Genomic DNA, 25,557 nt, shown 5'->3' with positions numbered 1-25,557 from the left:
CTTGCTCCGCTGCAGGGCGCAGTGAAGCCGCGCCCTTGATCAAAAGGGCGAGCAGCCTAGCACACTGCGGTGCAGCTGTTCAGCTACCAGGCCGAGCGCGAAGAAATCGGCATCTTCAGGTCTTCTTCAGGGTGATTGCCCATGCCGCACATTTCATCCTGCACAGACCAATGAATCAGGTTCATCGACAGCAAGGGCAGCGGCTGCAGCAGTTGCCGCGCATCCTCTACCGAGTGCACCCGCAAGCGCTCGCCGCGGCTGTCGGCCAAGGGATGCGGCCGCCCATGAACGCGCGCCTCAAGCAGGTAATCGCCGCCTTCGATGGCGATCAGGTTGACCTCATCGACATGGCCCGCCCTGGCCTCACCGTTCAGTTCATGCAGGTTCATCAAGAGCACCTCGCTGTGGGAACCACGCGTGACTGTTCATCTTTTGTACAGGCGCAACAAAAGTACAAGGCTTAAGCACAACCGCCCGTCCGTTTCGCAACGGTCGGGCGGTTGAGTACTGCGTAGAGCGGGCCGGTCAGTGCTTGGTCAGCTTGTCCAGATAGCCCATCACGAATGCCGAGATGACAAACGTCATGTGGATGATCACGTACCACATCAATTTATCGGTGGAGATGTTCTGGGCATCCATGAACACCCGCAGCAGATGGATCGAGGAAATCGCCACGATAGAGGCGGCGACTTTCATCTTCAGCGAAGTGGAGTCCATCTTGCCGAGCCAGCTGAGCTTTTCTTTGCTGTCGTCGATGTCCAGTTGCGAGACGAAGTTCTCATAGCCGGAGATCATCACCATGACCAGCAGGCCGCCGACCAGCGACATGTCGATCAGCGACAGGATGACCAGGATCAGGTCGGCCTCGCTGAGGGCGAAGACGTTGGGCAGGACGTGGAAAACTTCCTGGAAGAACTTCAAGGCCAGGGCCAGCAGGCCGAGGGACAGGCCGAAGTAGATAGGGGCAAGCAACCAACGCGAGGCGTACATCGCGTTTTCGAGGATACGTTCCATGGAGGATAGAGACTCGTCAGGTGAGCGGAAAAGCGAGGGCGAGTATAGCCAGCCACCTGTGACAGCAAAAGCCTGCGGTGGGTTGCCGGAGGTATGGATACAGTTTGTGTCTGAACCGCACAGGGTCCGCAATTGACCAATCAGGTTTCCGGGTGGAACTGATAATCCCCCAGGTTGCGACAGCGTTCGCCATTGATCTTGCGCAACTGGCCCTGCAGGTGCAGGCACCAGATCTGCGGATCTTCCGACACCTGATAACCATGCAAGGTCAGGCTGTCAACGATGGCATTGAGCACCGATTCCGCCACCAGAGGGCCATGGAATGGCCCCTGCGCCTTGATTGCCGAGGGTTGTTCGCCCGCCATGCCGGCGGCAAACAGTAGCGTCCACATGCCGTTGTCGCCAGCCAGCGGACGGATGCTGCATTCGATGCGGGTCACCAGGCCCAGGCACTGGCGGGTGAGGCTGAGGTTGCGCATGGCGGCGTCCCCTCTGAAAAGCCCAGTTCAGCCCCGATTCAGCAGGCTGTTTCCATCCTGAACGGTGTAGCGATCCATAAGTTCCAGCATAGAGGATCAACGGAAAAAGATGGAAAACCGGCGCTGAACGGTAGCACATGGCCGCTAGCGCCGATTTATTGACTCAAGCCGGTTTGGCTTGGGCGATCATTTCCTCGAGCCGTTCCTTTTCGGCGTCCTTGATGTCTTCTTCGCTGATCATCTCGGCGATCTCACTGAGGCGCTCTACCACCCGAGCATTGACACTGCCTTCCGGGAATTCACCGTTTTCATCCGGCGTACCGGCGTCGGCGCCGACCAGCAGGCTCAGCGCTTCATCAGCCTGGCTGACTGCATAGACGTTGAACTGACCCGACTCCACTGCCTGCAGGACGCGCTCATCGAGCATCAGCGTGGCGACGTTGGCCTTGGGAATGATCACCCCTTGCTCGCCGGTCAGGCCACGCGCCTCGCACAGGCGGAAGAAGCCTTCGATCTTCTCGTTGACGCCCCCGACCGCTTGCACCTCGCCGAACTGGTTGATCGAACCGGTGATCGCAAAGCACTGCTTGAGTGGCGTGCGCGACAACGCCGAAATCAGCGTGCAGGCCTCGCCCAGCGATGCACTATCACCGTCTACGTAACCGTAGGACTGCTCCAGGGCGATGCTGGCAGAGATCGCCAGGGGGAATTCCTGGGCATAGCGGCTGCCGAGGTAACCGGTGAGGATCATCACCCCCTTGGAGTGGATCGGCTGGCCGAGGTTGACCTCACGCTCGATGTCGACGATGCCGCTGCCGCCCGGGTAGACCGTGGCCGAGATCCGCGCCGGCATGCCGAACGCCGAGTCACCCACCTCAAGCACGGTCAGGCCGTTGCACTTGCCGATCGCCGCACCCTCGGTGTCGATCAGGATGATCCCGGCGAGCATGTCGTCGAGTACCCGCTGCGAGACCCGCCCGGTACGGGTGGCCTTGGCCTTCAGCGCACGCTCGATGTGACCGGCGTCGGTCATCTCTTCGCTGGCCAGCTGGCGGATGAAATCGGCTTCGCTGACCAGTTGGAACAGGTCACCAATGCGCGCCGACAGGCGTGACTGGTTCTCGGCCAGACGGGCACTGTAAGTGGCCAGACGCGCCACCGCATCGCTGGTCAGCGGTGCCATGCCCTCTTCGTTGGTGCGGGTACGCAGCAACTGGGCAAACTGCTCCAGGTTCTCGTCGAGCATGGGCATGTCTTCGTCGAAGTCGACCAACACCCGGAACATCTCCTGGAAGTCCGAATCGTGGTCCTGCAACGCGTAGTACAGTTGGCGCGAGCCGATGATCACCAGTTTGACGTTGAGCGGGATCATCTGCGGCGTGAGGCTCACTGTCGCAACGCGGCCCAGTTCGCCCAGGGGCGACTCCATCTTCAACTTGCGCGACTGCAAGGCGCGTTTGAGGCCGTCCCAGACGAACGGCTCACCGAGCATCTTCTCGGCTTCAAGAATCAGGAAACCGCCGTTGGCGCGGTGTAGCGCACCTGGGCGCATCTGCTGGTAAGAGGTGTACAGCGCGCCCTGGTCGGTGCTGTATTCGATGCGGCCAAACAGGTTGTCGTAGGTCGGGTGCGGCTCGAACACCACCGGCGCACCGCCGCTGCTGTGGTGGCCGACCACCAGGCTCGGGGCGTACTGCTCTTCGAGCATCTTGCGCGCCACGGCGTCGGTCTTGCTGTCGTCGACCAGTTGCTCGACCACGGTGCGCAGCAGGTTCAACTGCACGGACTGCAAATAGGCGCAGACCGCCGCGTTTTCAGCGTACTTCTCCGACAACGGCGCCAACAGCGGCTGCAGGGCCAGGGTGATGGTTTCTTCGTTGAGCTGGCGCAACTGGTTGTTCGACTCGCGCTTCCACTGCGGCAGGCTGGCGAGCTCTTCGTTGAGGCGTTCTTCGAGGAAGGAGATGTCCTCATGGAACTGCTCGCGAACTTCTTCAGGCAACTGGGCGAACTCGGCCTCGTCCAGCGCCTTGCCGTCGCTCATCGGCGTGAAGGCGACGTTGCTGGCATCGCGGTAGAGGGCGACGTCCTTTTCCAGCGAGGCACGCTCGATGATGTCCAGGGCCTTGTCATAGCGCTGGTTGAAGGCGCGGTCGATGGCGCCCTTCTTCTGCTGGTAGGACGGGTGCTCGAACACCGCCGGGAAGGTCGCCAGCAAGTTATCGATCAGGCCGCCCATGTCGGCGATGAACGCACTGGCGGTACCCGAAGGCAGTTCCAGTGCACGCGGTTCGCGGGTGTCTTCGAAATTGTTGACGTAGACCCAGTCGGCCGGGGTCTGTTGACGCTTGCCCTCGGCCTTGAGGTAGCGCTTGACGAAGGAAAAGCGGCCGGTGCCCGGCTCGCCCATGACGTAGACGTTGTAACCAGGGCGCGGCATGGCCACGCCGAACTGCAGGGCCTCGACAGCGCGTTCCTGGCCCAGGACACCGCGAAACGGCTCCAGATCGTCGGTATGAGAGAAGGCAAACTGCTCAGGAGAAAAACGCCGGGTCAGGGCTTCAGGCGCAAGACGCAGGCGCGCAGCGACAGGATCGGGCATTGGGTTTCCTTACTTCGGCGGGGCGATGGAGGCATTCTTGCGCTCCCTGAGCACGCCTTGCAAGGCTCTGCGGGACTTTATGTCGCAGTACCCTTCAGCGATTACCTATGCAATTTTTCGCAATAAGCCACGCAACCTTTGGATCATGCCTAAACTCCAACCTTGCGCGGGTAGGCGTGTTTGCTTTCCCGACCTGGCAACGGCGTTGCCAGAACCCTGAACCTTGGTACGTCTACTGAGAAAGAGAACAAAGCTATGAAACGGATTCTTCTGGGTACTCTGTTCACCGCAATCTCGATCAATGCCATGGCCGAAGCGCCGGGTGGACCGAATTGCGGCTGGGGCAACATGCTGTTCGAAGGCCAGCGTGGCACTCCTGCTCACTTCCTGGCATCCACCACCAACGGCACTTCTGGGAACGCCACATTCGGCATGACCTCTGGCACCAACGGCTGCTCGACCAAGGCTTCGCTGACCTACGGCGGCAAATCCTGGTTCGCCATGAACGGCATGATGAACGAGCTTTCCGAAGACATGGCGCAGGGCCAGGGCGAAGCCTTGACCACCTATGCCGTGGTCCTCGGCGTAGCACCTGAAGATCGCGCGCATTTTGCTGCGGTCACCCATCAGCACTTCGGTGAGATCTTCAACAGCGCCGATGCCACCGCCGAGACCGTGCACAGCAACACCCTGGCGGTGCTCAAGAGCGATCCGCAACTGGCCAAGTACGCTACCGAGGCTTGAGTCCGGCCCTTCCCGCCCCCTCCCGGGGCGGGATTGGCACTCCACTATCGGCATCATCCAGACGTAGTTGCCCGACATGCTCAAACGCCTTGCCCTTTTGGCGCTGTTTGTCAGCGCTCAGCTTCATGCTGCGCCCCACGTTGACCCCGCACGCCTGCAACAGCTGGCGGCGACGCCCTACTGGATCGCCCTCGGTCATTACGAGACCGGCAAGCTCGGCGGCTGGCGAAGCTATGTCGACGATACCAACTTCTTCCTCTCCGAAGACGGCGGTCACCACCCAGACCGCGAGTTGGCAGCCACGCTGCAAGCGCTGTATGCGCCAGCAAGCCTGGGCGACAAACACGCCCAATGCGTGTTCCCGGCACGCACCCGCTGGCTGCGTGAGCAGCTCGCACTGACTGACCTGCCACAACCGGACTGCCCGGAGTACCGCCAGTGGTACCAATCGGTCGACCCGCACAGTGCGGTGCTGATCTTTCCGGCGGCCTACCTGAACAGCCCGTCGTCGATGTTCGGCCACACCCTGCTGCGCATCGACCAGGCCAAGACCCGCGACGACGACACCACGCTGCTCAGCTACGCGATCAATTTCGGCGCCTACATCGAAGGCAGCGACAACAGCATTCTGTACGCCTGGAAAGGCCTGATGGGCGGCTACCCGGGGCTGTTCGCGCTGATGCCCTATCAGGAAAAACTCTCCGAATACCGCAGTCTGGAAAACCGCGACCTGTGGGAATACCAGCTGGACCTGACCCCGCAGGAGACCGGGCGCATGGTCGAACATGTCTGGGAACTCAAGCAGATCCAGTTCGATTACTTCTTCTTTGACGAAAACTGCTCCTACCGCCTGCTCGAGTTGCTGCAGGTGGCGCGGCCAGGCCTGGACCTGACGTCGCAGTTTCCGCTGACCGCGATCCCCACCGACACGGTGAAGGCGGTCAAACAATCGGGGCTGGTCTCGGGTGTGCGCTACCGCCCCTCCCGCGAGCGCGAGTTGCTCGCCCGCGCCGACGCCCTGGACCATCAGGAAAAACAACAGGTGCTGGCTCTCAGTGCCGACACCGGACACCTGCAGAGCGCCGATTTCGGCGCCCTGCCCGCCCCACGCCAAGCCTTGGTGCAGGACGCCGCCTACCGCCTGGAGCGCTACCGCGCCAACGGCCAGGTGCGCGACCCGGCGCAGGCCAAGCGCAGTTTCGAGCTGCTCCGGGCGATCAACCGCAATCCGCCGCCGCCGCTGGAGATCGAACGCCCAGGGCTGCCGGAAAACGGCCATCAGTCGCGTACCTGGCAACTCGGGGTCGGCACCCGTGACGACCGCGCCTATGCCGAGTACGGCCTGCGCATGGCCTATCACGACCTCAACGACAACGCCTATGGTTTCCCGCTGGGGGCGCAGATCGAAATCCTTCAGCTCAAACTGCGCCAGTACGAAGGCAACGATTGGCAGGTGCAGCGCCTGGACCTGGCGACCATTCGCTCGCTGACACCGCGTAACGACCTGCTCAAGCCACTGTCGTGGCAAGTTGCAGGCGGGCTCGAGCGGGTGCCGGGCAAGCATGATGACGAGGTGCTGGTGAGCCATGTGAACGGCGGCGCCGGCGGCACCTGGCAGTTGGCCGATGGCTTGCTCGGGTTTGCCCTCGGCACCGTGCGGGTCGAACATCACAATGACTTCGCCCAGTTCGTCGCGCCAGCGGCGGGCTTCAATGGCGGGCTGTTGTGGCGCAATGGATTGGGCAACATGACCCTGGAGGCCAAGGGCGACTACTTCACCAATGGCGAGGTACGGCGCAGCGTCAGCCTGAATCAGCAGTGGGAGATCAGCCAGGACCTGGGCTTGCGGTTAAGTGCCAAGCGCGAGTTCAGCCATCTGGCGACGGCGCAGAATGAAGTGATGCTGGAGTTGAAGTGGTATCACTATTGAGCGTGCCTGGGCTGGCCTCTTCGCGGGGCAAGCCCGCTCCTACAGGGATAGCGCCGTTTTCAGGATCAGCGCTGTAACTGTAGGAGCGGGCTTGACCCGCGAAACCGGCAGAGCCGGTGCCATCCACCACGATGGCTGGGCTGGCCTCTTCGCGGGGCAAGCCCGCTCCTACAGGGATAGCGCCGTTTTCAGGATCAGCGCTGTACCTGTAGGAGCGGGCTTGACCCGCGAAACCGGCAAAGCCGGTGCCATCCACCACAAAGGCTGGGCTGGCCTCTTCGCGGGGCAAGCCCGCTCCTACAGGGATAGCGCCATTTTCAGGATCAGCGCTGTACCTGTAGGAGCGGGCTTGACCCGCGAAACCGGCAGAGCCGGTGCCATCCACCACGATGGCTGGGCTGGCCTCTTCGCGGGACAAGCCCGCTCCTACAGGGATAGCGCCGTTTCAGGATCAGCGCTGTACCTGTAGGAGCGGGCTTGACCCGCGAAACCGGCAGAGCCGGTGCCATCCACCACGATGGCTGGGCTGGCCTCTTCGCGGGACAAGCCCGCTCCTACAGGGATAGCGCCGTTTTCAAGATCAGCGCTGTACCTGTAGGAGCGGGCTTGACCCGCGAAACCGGCAAAGCCGGTGCCATCCACCACAAAGGCTGGGCTGGCCTCTTCGCGGGGCAAGCCCGCTCCTACAGGGATAGCGCCATTTTCAGGATCAGCGCTGTACCTGTAGCGGGCTTGACCCGCGAAACCGGCAAAGCCGGTGCCATCCATCACAATGGCTGGGCTGGCCTCTTCGCGGGGCAAGCCCGCTCCTACAGGGATAGCGCCGTTTTCAGGATCAGCACTGCAACTGTAGGCGCGGGCTTGACCCGCGAAACCGGCAGAGCCGGTGCCATCCACCACGATGGCTGGGCTGGCCTCTTCGCGGGGCAAGCCCGCTCCTACAGGGATAGCGCCGTTTTCAAGATCAGCGCTGTAACTGTAGGAGCGGGCTTGACCCGCGAAACCGGCAGAGCCGGTGCCATCCACCACAAAGGCTGGGCTGACCTCCGGGGGCGAGTGCCGCGAATGGGCTGCAGAGCAGCCCCAACCGGCTCAACCCCGCGCGTTAAACCACGCCTTGCGCCAGCATGGCATCGGCAACCTTGACGAAGCCGGCGATGTTCGCGCCCTTGACGTAGTTGACGCTGCCGTCGGCTTCTTCACCGTAGTGCACGCAGGCATGGTGGATCGACTGCATGATGTTGTGCAGCTTGCTGTCTACTTCACCGGCCGTCCACAGCAGGCGCATGGCGTTCTGCGACATCTCCAGACCACTGACCGCAACGCCACCGGCGTTGGAGGCCTTGCCCGGCGCGTAGAGGATGCCCGCGTCAATGAAGATATCCACAGCCTCGAGGGTGGTCGGCATGTTGGCGCCTTCGGCCACGCACAAGCAGCCATTGCGCAACAGGACGTGGGCGTCTTCAGCGTTCAGCTCGTTTTGCGTCGCGCATGGCAGGGCGATGTCGCAGGCCAGGGTCCATGGGGTCTGGCCCTTGCGGAACTCCAGGCCAAACTGCTCGGCCAACTCGCTGATGCGACCGCGCTTGACGTTCTTCAGCTCCATCAACGCATCCCACTGCGCATCGTTCAGGCCGGCTTCGCAGAACAACGTGCCTTCGGAGTCGGACAGCGAGATGACCTTGCCGCCCAGGTCCATGACCTTGCGCGCCGCATACTGGGCAACGTTGCCGGAGCCGGAGATCGCCACGCGGCGACCGTCGATGCGCAGGCCCTTGCGCTTGAGCATCTCTTCAGCGAAGTACACGCAGCCGTAGCCGGTGGCTTCCGGACGAATCAAGCTGCCGCCGTAGTTCATGCCCTTGCCGGTCAGCACCGAGGTGAACTGGTTGGCCAGGCGCTTGTACTGGCCGAACATGAAGCCGATCTCGCGCGCGCCCACGCCAATGTCACCAGCCGGGACGTCGACGTCGGCACCGATGTGGCGGTACAGCTCGCTCATGAACGCCTGGCAGAAACGCATGACTTCAGCGTCGCTCTTGCCCTTCGGATCGAAGTCCGAACCGCCCTTGCCGCCGCCCATGGGCAGCGAGGTCAGGGAGTTCTTGAAGGTCTGTTCGAAGGCGAGGAACTTCAGCACGCTGAGGTTCACCGAACGATGGAAACGCAAGCCGCCCTTGTACGGGCCGATGGCGCTGTTCATCTGAATCCGGTAGCCGCGGTTGACCTGCACCTTGCCCTGGTCATCGACCCAAGAGACGCGGAACAGGACGGCGCGTTCCGGCTCGACGATGCGCTCCAGAATACCGGCTTGCAGGTAATGAGGGTTGGCTTCGAGGAACGGCCACAGACTGCGCAGGACCTCTTCCACCGCCTGGTGGAATTCTGGTTGGACTGGGTCGCGTTGCTTAAGACGCGCGAGGAAATCGTCGACAGATTCGAACATAGACAGCTCACCAAGAGAGAGTTGGACTTATTGGTTTTTTTCGACTCTATCAAGAAGCACTCGCACTGGAACAGGGCAGAATGTCGTTTTTTTGAAATTATTTGGTGCGTTTTATATAAATGTATACAACTTGAACCGTTCTTTTCCCCGCGAAGAAGCCACAACTGCCTGATCACAGGCACAAAAATGGGGCCGCGAAGGGCCCCATTGTTGTGCAGCTAGTGGCGTATCACTGCGCCAGCTTCTTGTGCCGTACCCGGTGCGGTTGGGCAGCAGCATCGCCGAGGCGCTTCTTGCGATCGGCTTCGTACTCGGTGTAGTTACCCTCGAAGAACAGCACGTTGGAGTCGTCTTCGTAGGCCAGGATGTGGGTGGCCACACGGTCCAGGAACCACCTATCGTGAGAAATCACGATCGCGGCGCCCGGGAAGTCCAGCAGGGCTTCCTCCAGCGAACGCAGGGTTTCGACGTCGAGGTCGTTGGACGGTTCGTCGAGCAGCAGGACGTTGCCACCCTCCTTCAGGGTCAGCGCCAGGTGCAGACGGCCACGCTCACCACCGGAGAGGTCCTTGACGAACTTCTGCTGGTCGCCGCCCTTGAAGTTGAAGCGACCGACGTAGGTGCGCGCCGGGATTTCGTAGTTGCCGATACGGATCTGGTCGGAACCGTCGGAAATCTGCTGGAACACCGACTTGCTGCCATCGAGGTCTTCACGGCTCTGGTCGACGCAGGCCAACTGCACGGTTTCCCCGATTTCGATGCTGCCCGAATCCGGTTGCTCCTTGCCCATCAGCATGCGGAACAGGGTCGACTTACCGGCACCGTTACCGCCGATCACGCCGACGATGGCGCCCTTGGGCATGGCGAACGAGAGGTTCTCGATCAGCACGCGGTCGCCGTAGCTCTTGCTGACGTTCTTGAACTCGATGACCTTGTCGCCCAGGCGCGGACCGGCCGGGATGTAGATCTCGTTGGTTTCGCTGCGCTTCTGGAATTCCTGCGACTGCATTTCTTCGAAGCGGGCCAGACGTGCCTTGGATTTCGACTGGCGGGCTTTGGCGCCTTTGCGCACCCACTCCAGCTCTTCCTTCATGGCCTTCTCGTGGGCGCTCTGCTGCTTGGACTCTTGCGCCAGACGATCAGACTTGGCTTCCAGCCAACCCGAGTAGTTGCCTTCGTACGGGATACCGGCGCCGCGGTCCAGCTCGAGGATCCAGCCGGCCACGTTGTCGAGGAAGTAACGGTCGTGGGTAATCGCTACCACGGTGCCCGGGAAGTCGTGCAGGAAGCGCTCCAGCCACGCCACCGAATCCGCATCCAGGTGGTTGGTCGGTTCGTCGAGCAGGAGCATGTCAGGTGCGGACAGCAGCAGGCGGCACAGGGCCACGCGGCGCTTCTCGCCACCGGACAGGTGCTCGACCTTGGCATCCCAGGCCGGCAGACGCAGGGCATCGGCGGCAACTTCCAGTTGGCGCTCGAGGTTATGCCCGTCGGCAGCCTGCAGGATCGACTCGAGCTTGGCCTGTTCGGCGGCCAGTTTGTCGAAGTCGGCATCCGGCTCGGCGTAGGCGGCGTAGACCTCGTCCAGGCGGGCCTGGGCGTCCTTGATCACGCTGACCGCTTCCTCGACCACTTCACGCACGGTCTTGCTTGGATCGAGCTGCGGCTCCTGCGGCAGGTAGCCGACATTGAGCTCGGGCATCGGCCGGGCTTCGCCGTCGAACTCTTTGTCGACGCCGGCCATGATTTTCAGCAAGGTCGACTTGCCCGAACCGTTGAGGCCGAGCACGCCGATTTTGGCGCCTGGGAAGAACGACAGGGAAATGTTCTTCAGGATTTCCCGCTTCGGCGGCACGACCTTGCTCAGCCGATGCATGGTGTAGACGTATTGAGCCAAAACCAAGCCCTCTAATAGATAGGTAAAGACATCGACGTACGACCTGACTGGTGCCAGGGGGATGTGTTTACGGGGTGTTGAACAAAGTCGACCATTCTACGCCAAGTCGGGGCGTTATACAGATGGCCGGATGGCGGACCGGATCGATACCGGTCGGCAGGCTGACGTCTGGCCTCAGGCAAGCTGCCAGGCCCGCATCGCGGACCCTGTGCAGATGCTGACGTCATCAAGCGAACGCCTCAAACGCGGCGCTGTTTTGCTTGTTTGCCACGCGGCAGGCGATTGCCCGCCTGCTCGGCCAGGCGCGCAGCCCAGGCGGCCTTGGCATTGAAGCCAGCGACCTGGACGGGCTGGGCAGCAGGCGTGCTAACAGCAACCGCGCTCGGCGCAGGTTTGTCTGCGAACTTCACCGCCGGCCTGGCCGCAGGGGCCACAGCAGCAACGGCAACACGCTCGACAGGCCCTTTGGCCGACTTGCGCAGCTCGGCCAGCGACGGACTCTTGCGCACCGCGGCTGCAGCGTCCGGCTTGACCAGCGAGCGCTGGCAAGACTTGCAGGATACGTCATCGGCCACGACAGTGCTGACCAGGGTCTGACTGCTGCGCCCGCAGGCGGAATCGAGGCCATTGGTGGAATAGTGGGTAACCAAAACCGTACATCTCCAGAAGCGTTGACATTGAAGCGGCGCGCATTCTCGCACAGGTTGCAGGGGCTTGCCGAACCGCCCCCGACAGACACCCCAATCGCCCCTTGATATCCGGCACTGGCACTTAGCCATATTTGCAGGCATGCTAGCCGGCTTCATGTGCCCCGACTTATAGTGCGCGCCGTCCCAGGCACGGGCACAGCGCATGCATGCTCAACCCCTGCCATCGCCGCCCAATTGCAGGACCGACGCTTGACCAATCTCAACCAACCGCCTGCTTTGCGTCCGACTCCCTCAGTGGCAACCGCCTCCCTGCGCGGCTCGCTCAAGGGCGCGTTGGCCTTGCTTGCGCTGGTTTTGCTGGGGTTGCTGGTGTGGCAACTGTTCGCCCAGTTCCGTCATACCCAAGCCGAACTGCGCCAGCACAGCGTAGCGTCGAGCGCCGAACTGGCCGATCACCTCAACCTGAACATGGCCCTTAAAGCCCAGCAAACGCTCAACCTGGTCCAGCCTTACGCCAAAGCGCCGACACCCGAGGCGTTGCCCTCGCTGCTTACGACCTTGCAAGCGCGGCTGCCTAGCCTGAGTCATATCGCCTGGCTGGACAGCGAAGGGCAGCTCATCCGCGATAGCCTTGACGGTAGTCCTGACCGTCTGTTGATTGACGAGCTGCTGCAGCTGAATCAGGGGCGTAGCTACTTTTTCGCCAATGACACCGACAACAGCGGGGTCTACCTGCTCTTGCGCCAACCCGCTGAACAAGGCCGCGGCTATTGGCTACTGCGTTTATCCAACGACTACTACCGGGTACTGACCGCGCACCTGAACAGCCCTGACCACCCACTCTGGCTGCTGGAAAACAGCCGTAGCGGCGCCGTGCTGGAACGCCATGAACCGACCGAGCTGAGCACCGAACCACTGCAAAGCGTGATGCTCGCCTTCATCGACAACAGCAGTTGGCAACTACGCGGCCTGTACGACGAAGGCCTGGCGCGGCAACGCCTGCTGCCGGCCCTGATCGGCAAGTGCCTGCTGGTGCTGCTGTGCGCCCTGTTGCCGGTGATTGCGCTGGTCGGCATGCGCCGTCGCCAGCACGCGCTGCAGGAGGATCGCCGGCGCTACCAGGACATCTTCGAAGGCACCGGGGTGGCGCTGTGCGTACTCGACCTGACGACCCTGCCCGGTCAACTCGACCGCTATCACCTGCGCAACCATGCCGCGCTCAAGCAGAGCCTGGCGCTGGAGCCCAACCTGCGTCGCTCACTGCTGCAAGAATTGAAGATCACCGAGATCAACCAGGTCGCCCGCCAACTGCTCAATGTCGAGTGTAACGAAGGCGCCTGGCAACGCCTGATCGAAGGCAGCGGGCACGGTCGCGACAGCATCGGCATGCAGTTGATCGACGCGCTGATCGAGCAACGTACGCTGCTTGAGCTGGAAGTACGTCTGCCGGCGCCGTTGGGCGGCGACCTGCACCTGTGGCTGATGGCACGCCTGCCGCTGCAGCGCCGCGACTATCAGGCGGTGATCCTCAGCATCAGCGACATCACCAGCCGCAAGCAGGTCGAGCTGTCACTGCTGGAGCGCGAAAGTTTCTGGTCGGACGTGGTGCGCACGGTGCCCGATCAGTTGTACGTGCAGGACGTGGCCAGCCAGCGGATGATCTTCAGCAACCGCCACCTCGGCCAGACCCTGGGCTACGAGCGGGCGGAACTGGCACAGATGGGCGACCGTTTCTGGGAGCTGCTGCTGCACCCCGAAGACGCCGCGCACTATCGCGACTTGCGCCAACAGCAGCGCGACAGCGGGCACAGCCAGTCACTGCACTGCCAACTGCGCTTCCGCCACCGGGACGGCCGCTGGTGCTGCTACGACATCCGCGAGCAGGTGCTGACCCGCGATGCTGATGGCCAGGTCAGCCGGATCATCGGCGTCGGCAAGGATGTCACGGTGCAGATCGAGGCCAGTGAGTCGTTGCGCGACAGCGAACAGCGTTATCGCATGCTCGCCGAAAGCATCAGCGACGTGATCTTCTCCACCGACAGCCACTTGCAGCTCAACTACGTCAGCCCCTCGGTAATGACCGTGCTGGGCTACCAGGCCGATTGGATCTTTGAGCATGGCTGGCAATCGATCGTCGCCAACCCGGCCCAGTTGACCGGCGTCTACAGCCTGATGGACCGGGTCAGCAAAGTCCTCGAAGACCCTGAACAACTGGCGCAGTTGCGTAGCCAGCTGCCCACCCAGCTGTTCCTGTTCGACTGCCTGCGCGCCGATGGCCGCAAGATCCCCATCGAACTGCGCCTGGTGCTGGTCTGGGACGAACACGAGCGCTTCGAAGGCGTGCTGGGCGTAGGCCGTGACATCAGCCAGCAGCGCCGTGCCGAAAAAGACCTGCGCATGGCCGCGACGGTATTCGAGCACTCCACGTCGGCCATCCTCATCACCGACCCGGCTGGCTACATCGTCCAGGCCAACGAGGCGTTCAGCCGCGTCAGCGGCTATTCGGTCAGTGAAGTACTCGACCAGTTGCCCGGCATGCTGACCGTGGAAGAGCAGCAGGATGCACACCTGCGCTACGTGCTCAAGCAGCTGCACCTGCGCGGCAGCTGGGAAGGCGAGGTATGGCTCAAGCGTCGCGATGGCGAACACTATCCGGCCTGGGTCGGCATCACCGCCGTGCTCGATGACGAGGGCGACCTCGCCAGCTACGTGTGCTTCTTCACCGACATCAGTGAACGCAAGGCCAGTGAACAGCGTATTCACCGCCTGGCCTACTACGACGCACTGACCCACCTGCCCAACCGCACCTTGTTCCAGGACCGGCTGTATACCGCCCTGCAACAAGCCGAACGGCAGAAGTCGTGGGTGGTGCTGATGTTCCTCGACCTTGACCGCTTCAAGCCGATCAACGACTCGCTCGGCCACGCCGCTGGCGACCGCATGCTCAAGGACATGGCCCAGCGGCTGCTCGATTGTGTCGATGATGATGACACCGTGGCGCGCATGGGCGGCGACGAGTTCACCTTGCTGCTGCAACCCCGAGCCAGCCGCGAAATGGCCCTGAACCGCGCCATCCATGTGGCCGAGAACATCCTGGCGAGCCTGGTCCGGCCGTTTGTTCTGGAGAACCGCGAATTCTTCGTCACCGCCAGTATCGGTATCGCCCTGAGCCCGCAGGACGGCAGCGAACTCAGCCAATTGATGAAGAACGCCGACACTGCGATGTACCACGCCAAAGAGCGCGGCAAGAACAACTTCCAGTTCTACCAGACCGAAATGAACGCCAGCGCGCTGGAGCGCCTGGAGCTGGAAAGCGACCTGCGTCATGCCCTCGAGCAGGACGAGTTCATTCTCTATTACCAGCCGCAGTTCAGCGGCGACGGCAAACGCCTGACCGGCGCCGAAGCCTTGCTGCGCTGGCGCCATCCGCGCCGCGGCCTGGTGCCGCCGGGCGACTTCATCCCGGTAATCGAAGAACTTGGCCTGGTGGTGGATGTTGGCGACTGGGTGCTGCGCGAGGCCAGCCGTCAGCTCAAGGCCTGGCACCAGGCCAAGGTGCGCGTGCCCAAGGTGTCGGTGAACATCTCGGCACGGCAGTTCTCCGACGGCCAGCTGGGCACACGGATCGCCACCATTCTCGAAGAGACCGGCCTGCCGCCGGCGTGTCTGGAACTGGAGCTTACCGAGAGCATCCTGATGCGCGAGGTCAATGAGGCCATGCAGATCCTCGACAGCCTGAAGAACCTCGGCCTGAGCATCGCGGTCGATGACTTCGGCACCGGTTACTCGTCGCTCAACTACCTCAAGCAGTTCCCGATCGACGTGCTCAAGATCGACCGCACCTTCGTCGACGGCCTGCCCGAAGGCGAGCAGGATGCGCAGATCGCCCGTGCCATCATTGCCATGGCCCACAGCCTCAACCTGGCAGTGATCGCTGAGGGTGTCGAGACCCACGAGCAGCTTGAGTTCCTCCGCGAACACGGCTGTGACGAAGTCCAGGGCTACCTGTTCGGCCGACCGATGCCGGCCAACCAGTTCGAGGCGCAGTTCAGCAACGAGACGCTGTTCATGTTCCAGTGACAGCGCGGCGCAGACCCTTCCCAGCCGCCCTGAAAAACGGACCTGAAAGTCAACTCGAACGCCCGCCCAGCCCAGGCTGGGCGCGGCATGCGACATGAGCCCCATTGGTCCGCGACATGACGCCACTTCATATGCCATGTGCGGATCAATCGGTTAGAATGCCCACCCAATTAAGCCCCGATCCTTGAGGACCGCCATGTTCAGCCGTGATTTGACCATTGCCAAGTACGACGCCGATCTGTTTGCCGCCATGGAGCAAGAAGCTCAGCGTCAGGAAGAGCATATCGAGCTGATCGCTTCGGAAAACTACACCAGCCCCGCGGTCATGGAAGCCCAGGGTTCGGTACTGACCAACAAGTACGCCGAAGGCTACCCAGGCAAGCGCTACTACGGTGGCTGCGAATTCGTCGACGTGGTCGAGCAACTGGCCATCGACCGTGCCAAGGAGCTGTTCGGCGCCGACTACGCCAACGTCCAGCCACACGCCGGTTCCCAAGCTAACGCAGCGGTCTACCTGGCCCTGCTGTCGGCCGGTGACACCATCCTGGGCATGAGCCTGGCCCACGGCGGTCACCTGACCCACGGCGCCAGCGTCAGCTCGTCGGGCAAGCTGTACAACGCCATCCAGTACGGCATCGACGCCAACGGCCTGATCGACTACGACGAAGTCGAGCGTCTGGCTCTGGAGCACAAGCCGAAGATGGTCGTGGCCGGCTTCTCTGCCTACTCGCAGGTTCTGGACTTCGCCCGTTTCCGCGAAATCGCCGACAAGGTCGGTGCCTACCTGTTCGTCGACATGGCCCACGTGGCTGGCCTGGTTGCCGCGGGCGTCTACCCGAACCCGGTGCCGTTCGCCGACGTCGTTACCACCACGACGCACAAGACCCTGCGCGGTCCACGTGGCGGCCTGATCCTGGCCCGTGCCAACGCCGAGATCGAGAAGAAGCTCAATTCTGCGGTCTTCCCGGGCGCCCAAGGCGGCCCGCTGGAGCACGTCATTGCGGCCAAGGCCATCTGCTTCAAGGAAGCCCTGCAGCCTGAGTTCAAGGCTTACCAGCAGCAAGTGGTGAAGAACGCCCAGGCCATGGCCGAAGTGTTCATCGAGCGCGGTTTCGACGTGGTTTCCGGCGGTACTCAGAACCACCTGTTCCTGCTCTCGCTGATCAAGCAGGACATCTCCGGTAAAGACGCCGACGCTGCCCTGGGCAAAGCGTTCATCACCGTGAACAAGAACTCGGTACCGAACGACCCACGTTCGCCGTTCGTTACCTCGGGCCTGCGTTTCGGCACACCAGCCGTTACCACGCGTGGCTTCAAGGAAACCGAGTGCCGCGAGCTGGCGGGCTGGATCTGCGACATCCTCGCCGACCTGAACAACGACGCGGTGATCGACAGTGTTCGCGAGAAGGTCAAGGCTATCTGCAAGAAGCTGCCGGTGTACGGCAACTGATTGGCGATTGCCTGATGTGAAAAAGCCCGGCCTAGTGCCGGGCTTTTTCATGGATGAGGGAATTCTGCCAGGGATCCACTATGAAAAATAAGATGCCGCACTAAAATCAAGAAACTTCCTACAACTAAAAATTATAGGCTGTTCAACATCCTGGGTTCTTTCAAGAGGCGTGCTGGTGATCAATACAAGATATTTGCCATTTGCTTATACCGCTCGGGCAATGACGAATTGAATTCAAGAAATCGCTTGAAGGTTCCTTCAGTGGTTTCTTCCATCGCCTGCGCTTCCTGATTGATCTTTGCATACCCCTGCTTAGCGATGGCATTCAGTTCCTGAAAATAGATCATCGCCTCCTTCGTCACTAACTCTCCTGACACACTAAAACAAATAGCTTCCGGATCAGTTATATCGATGAGCGCACCGCCGAAGTCGGCCATGTAAGAATTCATGACACCCTCAGCATATCCTTCAGTATGCTGTGCATAACGCATGATATTGCCAATCTCATCCCGCCTTTCTACACTTTTAGTCTTCGGGGTTTGCATGCTTTCATTTAGCACGGCGGCAAAAGGCACTTGACCTTCCTTATCAACAGCCTGACTTGATTTTGCATTAGGTGCTGAAATCTTGGTTTCATCACTGACAATTCTCACCGCTTTCTCCCTATTGGATCACCTCATCCATGAGTTAAATAAAACTGATCAGACCGGTTAAATCAGGCCTATTATTCCCCAGGCACAGGCCAAGGCGGTGGTATCGAAGTCGAATGGCAAAGTGACTTTGGTTTCGGGCTGCTCAGCAGCATGGAATTATAAGAAGCACTAATAAATACTAGTATGTAATATTCGCCATCTGTTTGAAGCGTTCAGGTAGGGAAGAATTAAACTCAAGATACCTTTCAAAGGTCGTTTCAGTCGCTTCGCCACGCGCCTTACCATCATTATAAATCTCTAGACGACCCCGCTTGGCAATAGCGTCAATTTCACGATAATAAAGCATCGATTCTGGTGTCACTATCTCCCCAGACAGGCTGAACCTAACCACATCCGGATTTGACACATCAATCAAAGGTCCTCCGATGTCATCCAGGTACGCCAACATTGAGCCCTCAGCGTACCCCTCGGACTGTCGGGCGTATCTCAGGATACTTCCGATTTCATCCTGCCTTTCTTCTCCTTTGGGCTTAGAAGTTTGCATGCTGTCATTTAGCACGGTGGCGAAAGATATGTGGCTTTCCTGGCTAACAGCCCGAGTCGCTTTTACACTCGTGATTGACTCCTTGGTTTCATCACTGACAATTCTCACCGCTTTCTCCTTATTGGATCACCTCATCCATGAGTTAAATAAAACTGATCAGACCCGTTAAATCAGGCCCATTATTCCTCAAGCAAAAAGTACGCCACTCCTGCACAGCCCCGTGGGAGCGCGCGCTATCGCTAAGTTAAGATTCTCCAGCATCGGATAAGCGGCAAAAAATTGCCGCTGTATGGGAAAGGTAGCTGGGGAAAATAGTTGTAAGCGGGGAGCTTTTTAAAGGCTCTTCATGGATTGGCAGGGAAGATGGGGCTGGGCTTGGGTTTTGGTCTTGAAGGTTGGGGGCTTATCCATTTGATGTGGTGGGTTTTCTGGCCCCTTCCGCCCTTACGGCGGGTCACTTTTTTTCTTGGAAAAAAGTAACCAAAAACCGCTTGCTCCATCATACGGCCCTTCGCTGCGCTACGGGTTCCCTCGCTCCGGTCTTGCTCCGGGAGGACCGCGCTGTACGGCCCATCCTGGGCCTCAGCGCTTTCCGGCCATCCATGGCCTCCACCTCCCTACGCAAGACCTCCACTCGGCCTCCTGAAGTCGCTGGTAGATCAAGAGCAAGATCAAGATCAACAGCCAGGGCAACGGCAGGCGAATCGCTGCGCTCTCGCTTTGTTTATTTACCAGCGGATTTGTGGTGTGGCTGGCAGGGCTGCGCCCTGCGATTTGCATTGGCAGTATCGGCCTCTTCGCGGGACAAGCCCGCTCCTACAGGTTATGTGTCGTTCACACAGGCTGGGCATTCCCAGATCCTGTAGGAGCGGGCTTGTCCCGCGAAGAGGCCCGAATATCCACCACCCATGCCACTATCAAAAACAACGCCAGCCCAGACGCCACCGTAACTTCGCGACGTCAGGAGGCCGGATGCAGGAGTAGGCGGTTTTTGGTTACTTTTTTCCAAGAAAAAAAGTGACCCGCCGTAAGGGCGTAAGGGGCCAGAAAAGCCACCCTATCAAATGGATAAGCCCACGATTCCTAAGCCTAGCCAAACTGGGCTTTGAGAAGTGTGGGTTATCCGTTTGATGGTGTGTGGCAGAGGGTTCAGCCACCACCCTGCCCCGAGTGGGCCACACGGCCCGACAATCACTCGCCAGACAACGCCGCGAACCCCGCCCGGATCTTCTCCTCCGGCAGTTCATCACCAATGAACACCAACACACTCTCACGCGCGTCGCCTGGCTTCCACTCAGCATCCCAGTCAAAGCCGTACAGCTTGAGCACCCCCTGGAACACCAACCGCCGCTCATCACCGGCAATGCTCAACACGCCCTTGTAGCGCAGCAGCTGCTTGCCATGGCTTTCCAGCAACTCGTTCATGAAGTCGCTGAGCCGGTCGATGTCCAGCGGCGTGCCGGTACGCAACACCAGGGTCGAAATACGGTCCGGGCTCGCAGACTTGAGCACCGGGCGTAAGGTCGGCCGTAACGTCAAACCCAGATCGGTGTTGAGGTTGAAACCGCGCACGTCGAGCAATTCGGCCAGGTCAATGCGGCCATGCTCGACCACGCGAATGCCAGCCCGCCCATTGATCCGCGCCAACCGCTCGGTCAGCGCCTCGACCGCAGCAGGCTCGACCAGATCGGTCTTGCTCAGCAACAACCGATCAGCAAAGCCGACCTGCGCCTGGGCGATGGACTGGGTCAGGTGCTGGTCGGCATGGGCCGCGTCGACCAGGGTGATGATGCCGTCAAGGATGTAGCGCTCGCGCAGTTCCTCGTCGATGAAGAAGGTCTGCGCCACCGGCGCCGGGTCGGCCAGGCCGGTGCACTCGATGACCAGGCGGTCAAAGGCGATCTCACCGGCATCGAGGCGCTCGAGCAACAGGTACAGGGCCTTGGTCAGGTCGGTATGAATGGTACAGCAGACGCAGCCGTTGGCCAGGGTCATGACCTGCACCGGCTCATCGCCAAGCAGCTGGCTGTCGATGCCGGCCTCGCTGAATTCGTTTTCGATCACGGCGAGCTTCAGACCATGCTCGGCCTTGAGCATGTGCTTGAGCAGGGTGGTCTTGCCAGCACCGAGAAAGCCGGTCAGGACGGTTACGGGAATGGGCGTTTGCACGCAAAAAATCTCCTCGAGCCAGAAATGAAAATGGGAGCCCGGCTGCCCGGGCTCCCACAGGTTCACGCTTGCCGCTGGTTCAACAGCACTTCGGGCCAGACTTGCCACCGTAACGGGCTTCCTGGCGTTCTCGGAAGAACTCCTCGTAGCTCATCACCGGCTTGTCCGGGTGTTTGCCCTGCATGTGCTCGACATAGTTGTCGTAGTCGGGCATGCCGACCATCAGGCGGGCTGCCTGCCCCAGGTACTTACCCAGTCGACCCAGGTCGTTGAACATAGCTGCAGTCCTCTCGTTTACGCGTCAGGCAGTGCCTGGAACGGGGTTTCCTTGTCGCTGCGCTCCTTGCGGCCCAAGGCGCCATAGCCGACCTTGAGGGCGAAGAACAGAATGCTGAACACCACCACGAGGAACAGGATGGTCAGGCCAGCGTTGGTGTAGGCGTTGAAGATCACGTGCTGCATCTGGCCGATGTCCTTGGCCGGAGCCAGCACCTGACCGGCGTCCAGGGCCACGCTGTACTTGTTGGCCAGCGCCAGGAAGCCGACCGCCGGGTTCGGGTCGAACAGCTTGATGAAGCCGGCAGTGGTGGTGCAGATCAGCAGCCAGACCGCTGGCAGCAGCGTGACCCACATGTAGCGCTGACGCTTCATCTTGATCAGCACCACGGTGCCGAGCATCAGGGCGATACCCGCCAGCATCTGGTTGGAGATGCCGAACAACGGCCACAAGGTGTTGATGCCACCCAGCGGATCAATCACGCCCTGGTACAGCAGATAACCCCAAAGCGCTACGCAACCAGCGGTGGCAAGCAGGTTCGCGCCCCACGACTCAGTGCGTTTGAGCGCTGGGACGAAGCTGCCCAGCAGGTCTTGCAGCATGAAGCGCCCGGCACGCGTACCGGCGTCCACTGCGGTGAGGATGAACAACGCCTCGAACAGGATCGCGAAGTGGTACCAGAAGGCCATGGTGTTTTCACCCGGCAAGACCTGGTGAAGAATCTGCGCGATGCCCACGGCCAGGGTCGGTGCACCGCCGGCACGGGCCAGCACGGTGTGCTCGCCGATGTCACGGGCAACCGCTTCAAGTTGCTCAGGTGTGATCAGGAAGCCCCAGCTGCTGACCGTCTGCGCCACCGTCACCACGTCGGAGCCAACCACCGCTGCCGGGCTGTTCATGGCGAAGTATACGCCTGGCTCGATCACCGAAGCGGCGACCATGGCCATGATGGCGACGAACGACTCCATCAGCATGCCGCCGTAGCCGATATAGCGGGCGTTGGTTTCGTTGTCGAGCAGCTTGGGCGTGGTCCCCGAGGAGATCAGCGCATGGAAGCCGGACACTGCACCGCAAGCAATGGTGATGAACAGGAACGGGAACAGCGTGCCTTTCCAGACCGGACCGGTACCGTCGGTGAACTGGGTCAGGGCGGGCATCTTCAGTTCTGGCGCGAGCACCAGGATACCGATGGCCAGGGCAACGATGGTGCCGATCTTGAGGAAGGTCGACAGGTAGTCACGCGGCGCCAGCACCAGCCAGACCGGCAACACCGCAGCGACAAAGCCATAGCCGACCAGCATCCAGGTGATCTGCACACCGGTGAAGGTGAACGCCGGGCCCCAGACTGGATCCGCCGCAACCAGCCCACCGGCCCAGATCGACAGCAGCAGCAGGACCACGCCGATGATCGAGATCTCGCCAATCCGCCCCGGGCGGATATAGCGCATATAGATGCCCATGAACATCGCGATCGGGATGGTAGCCATCACCGTGAACATGCCCCACGGGCTCTCGGCCAGGGCCTTGACCACGATCAGCGCCAGCACCGCGAGGATGATGATCATGATCAGGAAGCAGCCGAACAGGGCGATGGTGCCCGGGATCCGGCCCATTTCTTCACGGACCATGTCGCCCAGCGAACGACCGTTGCGGCGGGTAGACATGAACAGGACCATGAAGTCCTGCACCGCACCAGCCAGCACCACCCCGGCGATCAGCCACAACGTACCGGGCAGATAGCCCATCTGCGCCGCGAGCACCGGACCGACCAGCGGCCCCGCGCCGGCAATGGCCGCGAAGTGGTGGCCGAATAGAATGTGCTTGTTGGTCGGGACGTAGTCCAGACCGTCATTATTGAGTACCGCAGGCGTGGCCCGACGGGGGTCGAGTTGCATCACCTTGGTGGCGATGAACAGGCTGTAGTAACGATAGGCGACCAGGTAGATGGCCACTGCCGCAACCACGATCCACAAGGCGTTGATGGCCTCGCCGCGACGCAGGGCGACCACACCCAGCGCACCGGCTCCCAGGAGTGCCACCACTAACCACGGAAGGTGGCGTAGCAGGCTATTATTGTTGTTCATGGTTTACTTCCAGCTGGTGGATTGGAAAGACCGCCCAGCGAGTCTAGGGCCAGTCAAGGCGCATTGCCACACTTGCTTTGATCTAGAGCCCTCGCTCCCCGATTGCTTGAGCTGATACGGCCACCCTTTCAACTATAGTCAGGATGTCTTGCGGAGGGTTTTTCCCATGAGCAATCACGACGAACGCCGGCGCTTCCAGCGCATCGACTTCGACGCCCCCACTGAATTGCGTCAAGGCGACCGGCGCTGGCCGGTGAAACTCCTCGATTTGTCGCTCAAAGGCTTGCTGGTGCAGCGACCGGCGGCATGGGATGCAGACGCGAGCCAGGACTTCGACGCTGTCATTCATCTGAATGACAAGCAGACCCAGGTCCGCATGCAAGTCGAACTGCGCCATGAGGAACCCGACCGGCTCGGCTTCATCTGCCTGTTCATCGACATCGATTCGATGAGTCATTTGCACCGTCTTGTGGAATTGAACGTCGCCGACAGCACCGAAATGATGCGTGAACTGCGACAACTCATCGAAGATTGATATCTCTTAGCTAGCTAAGATTCTCCCCACCATTTGTTTCCTGTCTACCCAGACAGCTTCTTACGGGGCGTCTGGGCACTTGTACACATCTCTCTGATACAGCTTTTGACGAGTTGGAACGCATTCTGCATTCAGCTAAAGCGCTGTTTGCGGGCACCCTTGTGCGCGCTCTGATCAAAATATTGTATACAATTCTTGTGGCCATCTATTGTGGTAAGTGTCTACAGTAGCCGCACAACAATAAACAGAGAGCCTGCTCTAATGACTACGTCCCCTAGCACGTCTCCCACCCAGCGCCCCGAGGACGAAAACCTCGGTTTGGGTGCCAACCTGGCTTATGGTCTGCAGCACGTGCTGACCATGTATGGAGGGATTGTCGCTGTACCCCTGATCCTGGGGCAGGCCGCGGGGCTCAACCCCGCCGAGATCGGTCTGCTGATCGCTGCCTCGCTGTTCGCCGGTGGCCTGGCGACGCTGCTGCAGACCCTCGGGCTGCCGTTCTTCGGTTGTCAGTTGCCGCTGGTGCAGGGTGTGTCGTTTGCGGGTGTTGCAACCATGGGGGCAATCCTCAGCAGCGAAGGCGGCGGCGGCCTGCAAGGTGTGCTCGGCGCGGTCATGGCGGCCTCGTTCATCGGTTTCCTGATCACCCCGGTATTCTCCCGGATTACCAAGTTCTTCCCACCGCTGGTGACCGGGATCGTCATCACCACCATCGGCCTGACCTTGATGCCGGTTGCCGCACGCTGGGTGATGGGCGGCAACAGTGCCTCACCGGAGTTTGGCAGCATGGCCAACATCGGCCTGGCCGCAGCGACCTTCGCCATCGTCCTGCTCCTGAGCAAGCTGGGCAACGCGGCGATTTCGCGGCTGTCGATCCTGCTGGCGATGGTCTTTGGCACACTGATCGCCTGGTCGCTGGGCATGGCCGACTTCGGCAAAGTCGCAGAAGGTCCGATGTTCGCCTTCCCTACCCCGTTCCACTTCGGCATGCCGACCTTCCACATCGCTGCGATCCTGTCGATGTGCATCGTGATCATGGTGACCCTGGTAGAAACCTCGGCTGACATCCTTGCCGTCGGCGACATCATCGATACAAAGGTCGACTCCAAGCGCCTCGGCGATGGCCTGCGCGCGGACATGGCCTCGAGCATCCTGGCGCCGATCTTCGGCTCCTTTACCCAGAGTGCCTTTGCCCAGAACGTGGGCCTGGTGGCCGTGACTGGGGTGAAGAGCCGCTACGTGGTGGCTACCGGCGGTGTGATTCTGGTGGTGCTTGGCCTGTTGCCGGTGATGGGACGGGTGATCGCTGCAGTGCCGACGCCGGTATTGGGTGGCGCGGGTATCGTGCTGTTCGGTACGGTGGCCGCTAGCGGTATTCGTACCCTGTCGAAGGTCAGCTACAAGAACAACGTCAACCTGATCATCGTCGCTGCCTCGCTGGGCTTTGGCATGATCCCGATTGCCGCGCCAAACTTCTATCACCACTTCCCGAACTGGTTCGAGACCATTTTCCACTCCGGCATCAGCTCGGCGGCGATCATGGCGATTCTGCTGAACCTGATCTTCAACCACTTCACCACGGGTAATTCCGATCAGCAGTCGGTGTTTGCCGCGGGCTATGAACGCACTATCCAGTATTCGGACATCTCGGCTCTGCGCGATGGCGACTACTTCAAGGATGGCAAACTGTTTGATGCTGAGGGCAACGAAGTGCCGTTACTCGAAGCGGATGAGCATGGAGGCGAGGCGCCCCGGCGCAAGGCTGTCGCCGAGCACTGACCGCTGATCGAGCGGTCATGAGGGGAGCCGATGCGCATCATCGGCTCCCCTTTTTTCATGGGTTTCTCAGGGTTTGTTGGGCGGATGGTCTGTTGGCTTGGCTGGCTGACTTAGGAATTGTGGGCTTACCCATTTGATGGTGTGGCGCCACTGGCCCCTTCCGCCCTTACGGCGGGTCACTTTTTTTCTTGGAGAAAAGTAACCAAAAACCGCCTGCTCCTGCA

At 60.8% G+C, this 25,557-nt stretch carries 19 protein-coding genes; 6 read left to right on the top strand and 13 right to left on the bottom strand.

What is annotated here, in order from left to right:
- Positions 1–83 precede the first annotated feature (83 nt).
- From J3B00_RS06125 to J3B00_RS06110, 4 genes are all read right to left on the bottom strand, one after another.
- Entirely contained in the window at positions 84–389 is a 306-nt protein-coding gene (locus J3B00_RS06125) for a DUF6482 family protein (RefSeq protein ID WP_209865520.1), read from the bottom strand.
- Between the two features lie 136 nt (positions 390–525).
- Complete coding sequence (locus J3B00_RS06120) at positions 526–1,014, bottom strand: TIGR00645 family protein (protein ID WP_119145866.1); 489 nt, start codon at positions 1,012–1,014, stop codon at positions 526–528.
- A gap of 140 nt (positions 1,015–1,154) precedes the next feature.
- Positions 1,155–1,493: a hypothetical protein gene (locus J3B00_RS06115; protein WP_119145868.1), complete on the bottom strand. Its 339-nt coding sequence runs from the start codon at positions 1,491–1,493 to the stop codon at positions 1,155–1,157.
- A gap of 163 nt (positions 1,494–1,656) precedes the next feature.
- On the bottom strand, positions 1,657–4,095 hold the full coding sequence (locus J3B00_RS06110) for an ATP-binding protein (RefSeq protein WP_209865517.1): 2,439 nt from the start codon (positions 4,093–4,095) through the stop codon (positions 1,657–1,659).
- 255 nt (positions 4,096–4,350) lie between these two features.
- Between J3B00_RS06110 and J3B00_RS06105 the strand changes: the two genes are divergently transcribed.
- Positions 4,351–4,839: a DUF3015 domain-containing protein gene (locus J3B00_RS06105; RefSeq protein ID WP_209865514.1), complete on the top strand. Its 489-nt coding sequence runs from the start codon at positions 4,351–4,353 to the stop codon at positions 4,837–4,839.
- 76 nt (positions 4,840–4,915) lie between these two features.
- On the top strand, positions 4,916–6,769 hold the full coding sequence (locus tag J3B00_RS06100) for a DUF4105 domain-containing protein (protein ID WP_209865511.1): 1,854 nt from the start codon (positions 4,916–4,918) through the stop codon (positions 6,767–6,769).
- Between the two features lie 426 nt (positions 6,770–7,195).
- On the opposite strand, the gene J3B00_RS06095 is transcribed toward J3B00_RS06100, so the two are convergent.
- From J3B00_RS06095 to J3B00_RS06080, 4 genes are all read right to left on the bottom strand, one after another.
- Positions 7,196–7,699, bottom strand: a complete 504-nt coding sequence (locus tag J3B00_RS06095) for a hypothetical protein (RefSeq protein ID WP_209865508.1) — start codon at positions 7,697–7,699, stop codon at positions 7,196–7,198.
- 175 nt (positions 7,700–7,874) lie between these two features.
- Entirely contained in the window at positions 7,875–9,215 is a 1,341-nt protein-coding gene (gene gdhA, locus J3B00_RS06090; RefSeq protein WP_209865505.1) for an NADP-specific glutamate dehydrogenase, read from the bottom strand.
- A gap of 229 nt (positions 9,216–9,444) precedes the next feature.
- On the bottom strand, positions 9,445–11,112 hold the full coding sequence (ettA, locus tag J3B00_RS06085) for an energy-dependent translational throttle protein EttA (RefSeq protein WP_209865502.1): 1,668 nt from the start codon (positions 11,110–11,112) through the stop codon (positions 9,445–9,447).
- A 239-nt stretch (positions 11,113–11,351) separates the two neighbouring features.
- Positions 11,352–11,762 (bottom strand): hypothetical protein, encoded by a 411-nt coding sequence (locus J3B00_RS06080; RefSeq protein ID WP_209865471.1) that lies wholly within the window; start codon positions 11,760–11,762, stop codon positions 11,352–11,354.
- A 249-nt stretch (positions 11,763–12,011) separates the two neighbouring features.
- Between J3B00_RS06080 and J3B00_RS06075 the strand changes: the two genes are divergently transcribed.
- Both J3B00_RS06075 and glyA read left to right on the top strand, forming a co-directional pair.
- Complete coding sequence (locus J3B00_RS06075) at positions 12,012–15,842, top strand: EAL domain-containing protein (protein WP_209865468.1); 3,831 nt, start codon at positions 12,012–12,014, stop codon at positions 15,840–15,842.
- Positions 15,843–16,038: 196 nt separating this feature from the next.
- The gene (glyA, locus tag J3B00_RS06070; protein ID WP_209865465.1) at positions 16,039–17,292 is read left to right on the top strand and encodes a serine hydroxymethyltransferase; all 1,254 of its coding nucleotides are present in this window, start codon (positions 16,039–16,041) and stop codon (positions 17,290–17,292) included.
- A gap of 179 nt (positions 17,293–17,471) precedes the next feature.
- Here glyA and J3B00_RS06065 read toward each other — a convergent pair whose 3' ends face one another.
- The 5 genes from J3B00_RS06065 to J3B00_RS06045 form a co-directional block, all read right to left on the bottom strand.
- Positions 17,472–17,945, bottom strand: coding sequence for a hypothetical protein (locus J3B00_RS06065; protein ID WP_209865462.1), 474 nt, complete (start codon positions 17,943–17,945; stop codon positions 17,472–17,474).
- A 178-nt stretch (positions 17,946–18,123) separates the two neighbouring features.
- The gene (locus J3B00_RS06060) at positions 18,124–18,597 is read right to left on the bottom strand and encodes a hypothetical protein (protein ID WP_209865459.1); all 474 of its coding nucleotides are present in this window, start codon (positions 18,595–18,597) and stop codon (positions 18,124–18,126) included.
- Positions 18,598–19,680: 1,083 nt separating this feature from the next.
- Entirely contained in the window at positions 19,681–20,658 is a 978-nt protein-coding gene (gene yjiA, locus J3B00_RS06055; RefSeq protein WP_209865456.1) for a GTPase, read from the bottom strand.
- 79 nt (positions 20,659–20,737) lie between these two features.
- Positions 20,738–20,935, bottom strand: a complete 198-nt coding sequence (locus tag J3B00_RS06050; protein WP_119145888.1) for a YbdD/YjiX family protein — start codon at positions 20,933–20,935, stop codon at positions 20,738–20,740.
- Between the two features lie 17 nt (positions 20,936–20,952).
- A complete protein-coding gene (locus J3B00_RS06045; protein ID WP_209865453.1) occupies positions 20,953–23,019 on the bottom strand; it encodes a carbon starvation CstA family protein in 2,067 nt (688 codons plus the stop codon).
- Positions 23,020–23,185: 166 nt separating this feature from the next.
- Here J3B00_RS06045 and J3B00_RS06040 point away from each other — a divergent pair, with 166 nt between their 5' ends.
- A complete protein-coding gene (locus J3B00_RS06040) occupies positions 23,186–23,554 on the top strand; it encodes a PilZ domain-containing protein (protein ID WP_209865450.1) in 369 nt (122 codons plus the stop codon).
- A gap of 261 nt (positions 23,555–23,815) precedes the next feature.
- Positions 23,816–25,333, top strand: a complete 1,518-nt coding sequence (locus J3B00_RS06035) for a nucleobase:cation symporter-2 family protein (RefSeq protein ID WP_209865447.1) — start codon at positions 23,816–23,818, stop codon at positions 25,331–25,333.
- Positions 25,334–25,557: the final 224 nt, after the last annotated feature.

It is taken from the genome of Pseudomonas sp. BP8 (assembly GCF_017875955.1).
In the GTDB taxonomy this organism is placed as follows: domain Bacteria; phylum Pseudomonadota; class Gammaproteobacteria; order Pseudomonadales; family Pseudomonadaceae; genus Aquipseudomonas.
This window is presented reverse-complemented; position numbering and strand designations above follow the sequence as displayed.